Source organism: Terrisporobacter muris (assembly GCF_024621905.1).
Classification (GTDB): domain Bacteria; phylum Bacillota; class Clostridia; order Peptostreptococcales; family Peptostreptococcaceae; genus Terrisporobacter; species Terrisporobacter muris.
On record NZ_JANKBY010000240.1, the window covers coordinates 1 to 5,718 of the forward strand.

The 5,718-nt window shown below is 26.4% G+C and carries 7 protein-coding genes; 1 reads left to right on the forward strand and 6 read right to left on the reverse strand.

The window, feature by feature from the left end; genetic code table 11:
* Nucleotides 1-197 (forward strand): hypothetical protein (locus NSA58_RS14830; protein ID WP_257560634.1); only part of this gene is annotated, 197 nt, incomplete at its 5' end.
* A gap of 300 nt (nt 198-497) precedes the next feature.
* Here the strand turns inward: NSA58_RS14830 and NSA58_RS14835 are convergent.
* From NSA58_RS14835 to NSA58_RS14860, 6 genes are all read right to left on the reverse strand, one after another.
* Entirely contained in the window at nt 498-881 is a 384-nt protein-coding gene (locus NSA58_RS14835; protein ID WP_074429284.1) for a hypothetical protein, read from the reverse strand.
* A 186-nt stretch (nt 882-1,067) separates the two neighbouring features.
* A complete protein-coding gene (locus tag NSA58_RS14840) occupies nt 1,068-2,741 on the reverse strand; it encodes a MutS-related protein (RefSeq protein ID WP_074429285.1) in 1,674 nt (557 codons plus the stop codon).
* An 86-nt stretch (nt 2,742-2,827) separates the two neighbouring features.
* Nucleotides 2,828-3,355 carry a putative immunity protein gene (locus NSA58_RS14845; RefSeq protein WP_074078976.1) on the reverse strand — a complete coding sequence of 176 codons (528 nt, stop codon included), beginning with the start codon at nt 3,353-3,355 and terminating at the stop codon, nt 2,828-2,830.
* Between the two features lie 38 nt (nt 3,356-3,393).
* The gene (locus NSA58_RS14850) at nt 3,394-4,152 is read right to left on the reverse strand and encodes a hypothetical protein (RefSeq protein ID WP_257560635.1); all 759 of its coding nucleotides are present in this window, start codon (nt 4,150-4,152) and stop codon (nt 3,394-3,396) included.
* The gene (locus tag NSA58_RS14855) at nt 4,149-5,114 is read right to left on the reverse strand and encodes a M56 family metallopeptidase (protein ID WP_257560636.1); all 966 of its coding nucleotides are present in this window, start codon (nt 5,112-5,114) and stop codon (nt 4,149-4,151) included. The genes NSA58_RS14850 and NSA58_RS14855 overlap by 4 nt, the downstream gene beginning before the upstream one ends.
* A 4-nt stretch (nt 5,115-5,118) precedes the next feature.
* A complete protein-coding gene (locus NSA58_RS14860; RefSeq protein ID WP_074078973.1) occupies nt 5,119-5,484 on the reverse strand; it encodes a BlaI/MecI/CopY family transcriptional regulator in 366 nt (121 codons plus the stop codon).
* Nucleotides 5,485-5,718: the final 234 nt, after the last annotated feature.

Here is a 5,718-nt window from a genome sequence, read left to right on the forward strand (position 1 = left end):
GAAGGTTAACTGGAACAGCAGCAGCAGCGGCCTATGTAAGTGGTGCTTGTGCTTTATTTTATCAATATACAATAGTAGATGATAGATATCCATATGAAGGATTTACACCTAATATGAAAGCTTTTTTCATAAGATTTACTTTTTTCAGAAAAAATCCAAGTAGCATACAAGCTATGTTTAATAGTGAAATCAAGTAGAAAAATATTTTTTTCAAAGTAGTCCCCCTTGTTTTTAGAAACAATAATTATTCTATAAATTGTACCATATTTTCCCAATAGCCATATTTGTACAAGGCAAATTATATATATACTCTCATAACATAAATATAGTGTCTACTCTTCTCAAATGACTTTTCACAATATTTGTAGATATATCCATGGCATTGGTTACTTCTTCTGTCTTGCCATTAAAATATTTTAATATTTTGCTTAAAGCATTACATGATAGTTACAATAAAAAACCATACTTCAAGGCTACAACTAATGTACAGTTTTTTATTATTCACCCATTATTTCTTCAATCTTCTTTGAAATAATAGACACAAGATAAGCGAATACACCTAAAAAGATTACTGTTTCAACTGCTAACATGGTATCACCATATGCTATTAAATCTCTCAATCTAATAATTCCTATCCAAAATGCTATCAAAGTAGTACTTCCAAGACCCCATGCAGTGTTATTTATAAGACCATATATGGATATGGTATATACACAAGCTTTACACAAAGCCACTCCAACACATGATACATAAATTTCGAAAAATCCCAAATTAACTAATATTTCTCCATCTCTACCAACATAAGAAAAATTTTTCAAAGTAATTAATATAAGTATAATAGAAACTACATAATACCCCTTTGGTACTTTATTTTGTGACATTGTCATCCCCCTATTTTTATTCTATAATTCCAATTTGCTTTTCTTCAGAATTATAGTACTTTTTCTTTAATATTAAATAATAAGTAGAAATCCTAGATAGATTACAGTCGATAAGATCATAAAGAAACAAATAATTAATTCTTTTTTCATATTTTTAATATCACACTTTTCATTGTTTACTCCAGACTACTTCCACTTTCCAGTACGAACAAATATCGCTGCCCTCTCGTTAGCATCCTCGATAATCTTCTCATCATATCCCATGAGCCCTAACAGCTTAATGGCATTTCTTGATTTGGCACGACCACTTCTTAACTTATAATCAAAAACTATATCGTTGTCTGTTATTTCTTCTTCAAAGTGATAATTTTCAAACTTGTTTTCCAACAAATAAGTCAGTTCAATATCATGTGTTGCTGCAAAACAAATACAGTTTGAATCATTAAAATAACTAAGAACTTCACTGGACGATGCTATTCTTTCAATAGTGTTTGTCCCCCTTAGTATTTCGTCCACAAAGCATAAGGTAGGTATTTTAGCTTTAGATTTATCTATAATTCTTTTTAAAGATTTTATTTCTACTATATAGTAACTTTCATTTTTAAGCACGTCATCTTTTAAAGCCATTGAAGTATAAATATTAAAAAATGATGCTTTGTAAGATTTTGCACAAGTTGTAAATATGCTTTGCCCTAAGATTTGATTTATTGCCACACTTTTGATAAATGTTGATTTACCAGAGGCGTTAGAACCTGTTACTAAGATTCCATTTTCTGTGTGCAAAGAGCTTGATACTGGATTTTCTACTAATGGATGATACAACTGTTCAAAATCTATTATATTTTCTGACTTATTGCTTGATATAAATAATTTTGGTTTTGAATAATAATCCAAAGACTGTCTGAAAGATGAAACAGCTATTAAAGAATCTAAAGTTCCCACGAATTCATAGATGCTTTTTAGGTATTCTTTATTTTTTATAACTGTTTCTTTAACTTTTTCATAAGTAATTAACTCTGATAAAAAAATCATATTTGTATATTCAGCTAAAACATTTAAATCAGATAACATAGAGTTTGGATTTGTTGAAACTATTTTTTTCTTTATCTTTTTAACTTGTTTTAAATCACTGCTAATATCATTCATATTTTCATTTATAATACTTAAGTTTTTTGAATGAATTTTAAAAGCCACGTTAACAACTTTGATTATGTAAGAAAAACCACTCACATCTACTTTACTTTTCTTGTTATTAAAACTTATGAAAATATTTAAACATATTGATAACAATGTTAGGAATAAAAATGACTTATTTACTCCTATCAATAAGATACTTATAACTGGTAGTGCTCTCAGTACCCTATACAGAGTTAATTTATTTTTACTGTTATCTATTTCTGTAAATAGAGACAATGTTGTATTTAAGTCGTAATTATAACCCAGCCTAGAAAAAAGTAGCTGAAAGTCTATTCTTTCCTTTTCATTTTCAGCAAAATATTCTATTATATTATCTCTTTTCATTAACTCCAACTTATCTTTTAGTGGGTTTCGTAATATGTCATATAGTACTTCATTTCCCACTGTACTTTGAGTGTTATTTATTTTTTTGAAAATATTATCCATGGATAAATCACTCCATGTAATATCATCAATTACATCATCTTTGTTCTTGTTTCTAAAATAGCTAGATACAGCTTCCATTTTGTAACTTACGTCTTCTATATCTATTTCTTCTCCATATTCATTAACTATTCTTCTTTTATTTCTTTTTAACTTTCTTATATTGGATAAATAGTCTATTAATAAACATATTAATATCATCAATATAACAGCTAAAATTATTTTTGTACTCTCCCCCATTTTTCCTCCGATTTAATTCTTTTTATTAACATATTCTCTTTAATTAAACACATATATACTTATTAAGTTATACTACTTTGCACATTTTAGCAATGCCAGTTTATTTTTGCTGGATTAAGCTCATCTGTTATAGCAACTTTGCGTAAAGCATCCTCCATTTTCTTGCACTCTCTTTGAGCAATCTCATCATAAACTTCAAGTGATTCATTAACACCAGCAGTTGAATATGCTACGGATGCACTGCCATAAAATGCAAGTCCTAAAGAACTTGTTACTGTATTAATAGTTCCTGTTGTTGCTCCAATTGCCCTTGCTGCAGCTTGTGCTGCATGATTGTTTTCTGCTTCTCTTGCTGCTACTTGAACTTCTTTAATAATTTTCTTTGCTTCTGTTAATTTTATATTTCCTTCTAACCATTCATTAACTGCATCTAATGCATTTTTTAAACGAAGATCTTTTGGATAATCTTTTTCATATATAGGTAGGATATGCTCCCTTGCATATTCATTACACCATTTTACAATTGTTTTTTTACTTTGCGTTTCTATCAATCTCATAAGAGATATGATATATGGTGCATCTACTTTTCCAATCATTTTTCGTATTTTAGCCATGACAACTCCTTTTTAGTTTAGTATTGAGATTTATAACTCTAATTCATTATTTCTATCAAATTTTTCTGAGATTTTTCATCTTGTAAATTAAAGTTGGCTTGATTAGAATAATTATTTTTTATATTTATATCAAATACTATATTATAACTATTATTTGCAAAAGACATATTTAAAAGATTCCCTTCACTATTATAAACAGATGATAAATTATAGTCATCATCTTTACTTGACAGTGTATTTTGTAACTGATTTTTACCTTCTGGTTGACTCAAAGTGGAATCTATTTTAAGAACTTCTTCTTTTGTTATTTTATTATTACCTGCTAATTGCAAAACATCTAAGTATGATTTAAAAAGTTTATTTTTTGCTATATCAGGATTTATATTTTTCATTACTTCACCTAGGTTCTCTGCTGATAAATTTTCCAATCTCATACTGTATTTTTCTTCATTACCTATCTCTTTTGCTTCATTAGCATTCATAAATGATAGTACTATATTTTTATCATTTTTGTATTCTAATATAGAAATATTATTATTACTTAATGTTATTTCTATATTTTCATTATCCTCTTTTATAACAATACTTTCTTTTTCTTGCACAACATTTTCAAATTTTAGATTATTAATTATACTTTTTGCTTCATTGTAATCTATATTTTTCTCTTCAATATTATTAACTAACTCAAAATATAAATTTTGTGTTTTTGATAGTTGTGAATTCATTAATTTACCATTTTCTTTTGGACTAGTTATTATAAATATTCCCATTGTTAAAACTAGAATGGCCCCCATCACTGTATATATTTTTTTCTTTTATTTATTTTATCCATAAGCTTTATATTCCTAATTCTATCCTCTAAAGATTTTTTATCATTACTCATTCCTATTACCCTTGTACTTGTTTTGTATTTATTTAAACTCGATGAGATGTTCAAAATTGTAAATCCATAATTTTTATATTCATTATTATTTATTCTGCTTAGTACTAGCTCATCTGTTGCAAGTTCCATATCTTGACGAATTATTTTTGACATATACCATATAAATGGGTTAAACCAGTGTATACTTTGATTCATAGTCAATAAAAGGTTTATTATATTGTCATTCCTTTTTAAATGAGATAACTCATGTATGAATATATATTCTATCTCATTTTGTTTAAATTCTAGAGTATTTATTGGTATTAATATGGTAGGTTGAAAAATTCCAATTATTGCAGGAGTTTTTATATAATCATTAATAACAATTTTTATATTTCTTTTGATTTTTAATTTAGCTTTACACTGTGTTAATACTTCATCTAGACTTCCATCATAATAAAATGATTTTTCTTTTATTTTGTTTTTCATAATGAAATAACTAGATGTAAATACTAAACTTAAACTTATACAAATTGTTAACCATATATAAGATATGTTATTTACTAAATTCTTACTACTATCATAGTTTGTTGCTGTGTTTTTATAGTCACCTTTAATAATGTTGATATTGTTGTCAGTTGTCTCAGCTATATTTTTATCATAATTATTATTTATGCTAGTTGAAAATTTAATACTGTTAATCTTGTTAAAAATGCTCAAGTTACTTTCAGGTCCAAATGGTACCATTAATTTTATTATCACTATCATCCATAGCAAATAAATCCATTTGCTATTAATCTTATTTTTTAAAATACATCTTATAAGAAGGATTATTAAACCTGCTATACTTCCTAAAAAAGATGCTTCTATTACTTTAATAAACAAATTTTCTATCATAAACTTATTCCTCGTTAAGTATTTTTTTTAGTTCTTCAATATCGTCATCAGATGCATTTTTATTTTTTATAATAGTTGAAACCATCATAGCCAAAGATCCATCATAAAGCTTCTCTAAGAAAGAGCTATTTTCTAAACTTTTATAATCATTTTCACTTATTAATGGATAATATGTAAAAACATACTGGTTAGATTTATCCACCCCTATTACATCTTTTGATACTAGTCTTGATATTAATGTTTGGATAGTTTTTTTAGACCAAGTATTACTTATTGCTGCAATTATTTCTGAACTGGTACCTTTTTTAATCTTCCACAAGGCTTGCATTACTTCTAACTCTGAGTCTGAAATTTTTATTTTTTTACTCACTATACTCCCTCCTTTTGGACTACATTTGTAAGTCAATACTACATTAATTTTATTAATACGTCAATATAAAAAGAAATTTACCATATTTCTACTAATAAAACTCTTATACTTTTTCTCTGAATAATTATAGTATTTACTATGATTACTTTAATTTTATATATGTTTTTTGTACAATTAAAAAAGAAGACAATATAGATTTATCAAATAATAACTCTATATTGTCTCCTCTTCAAA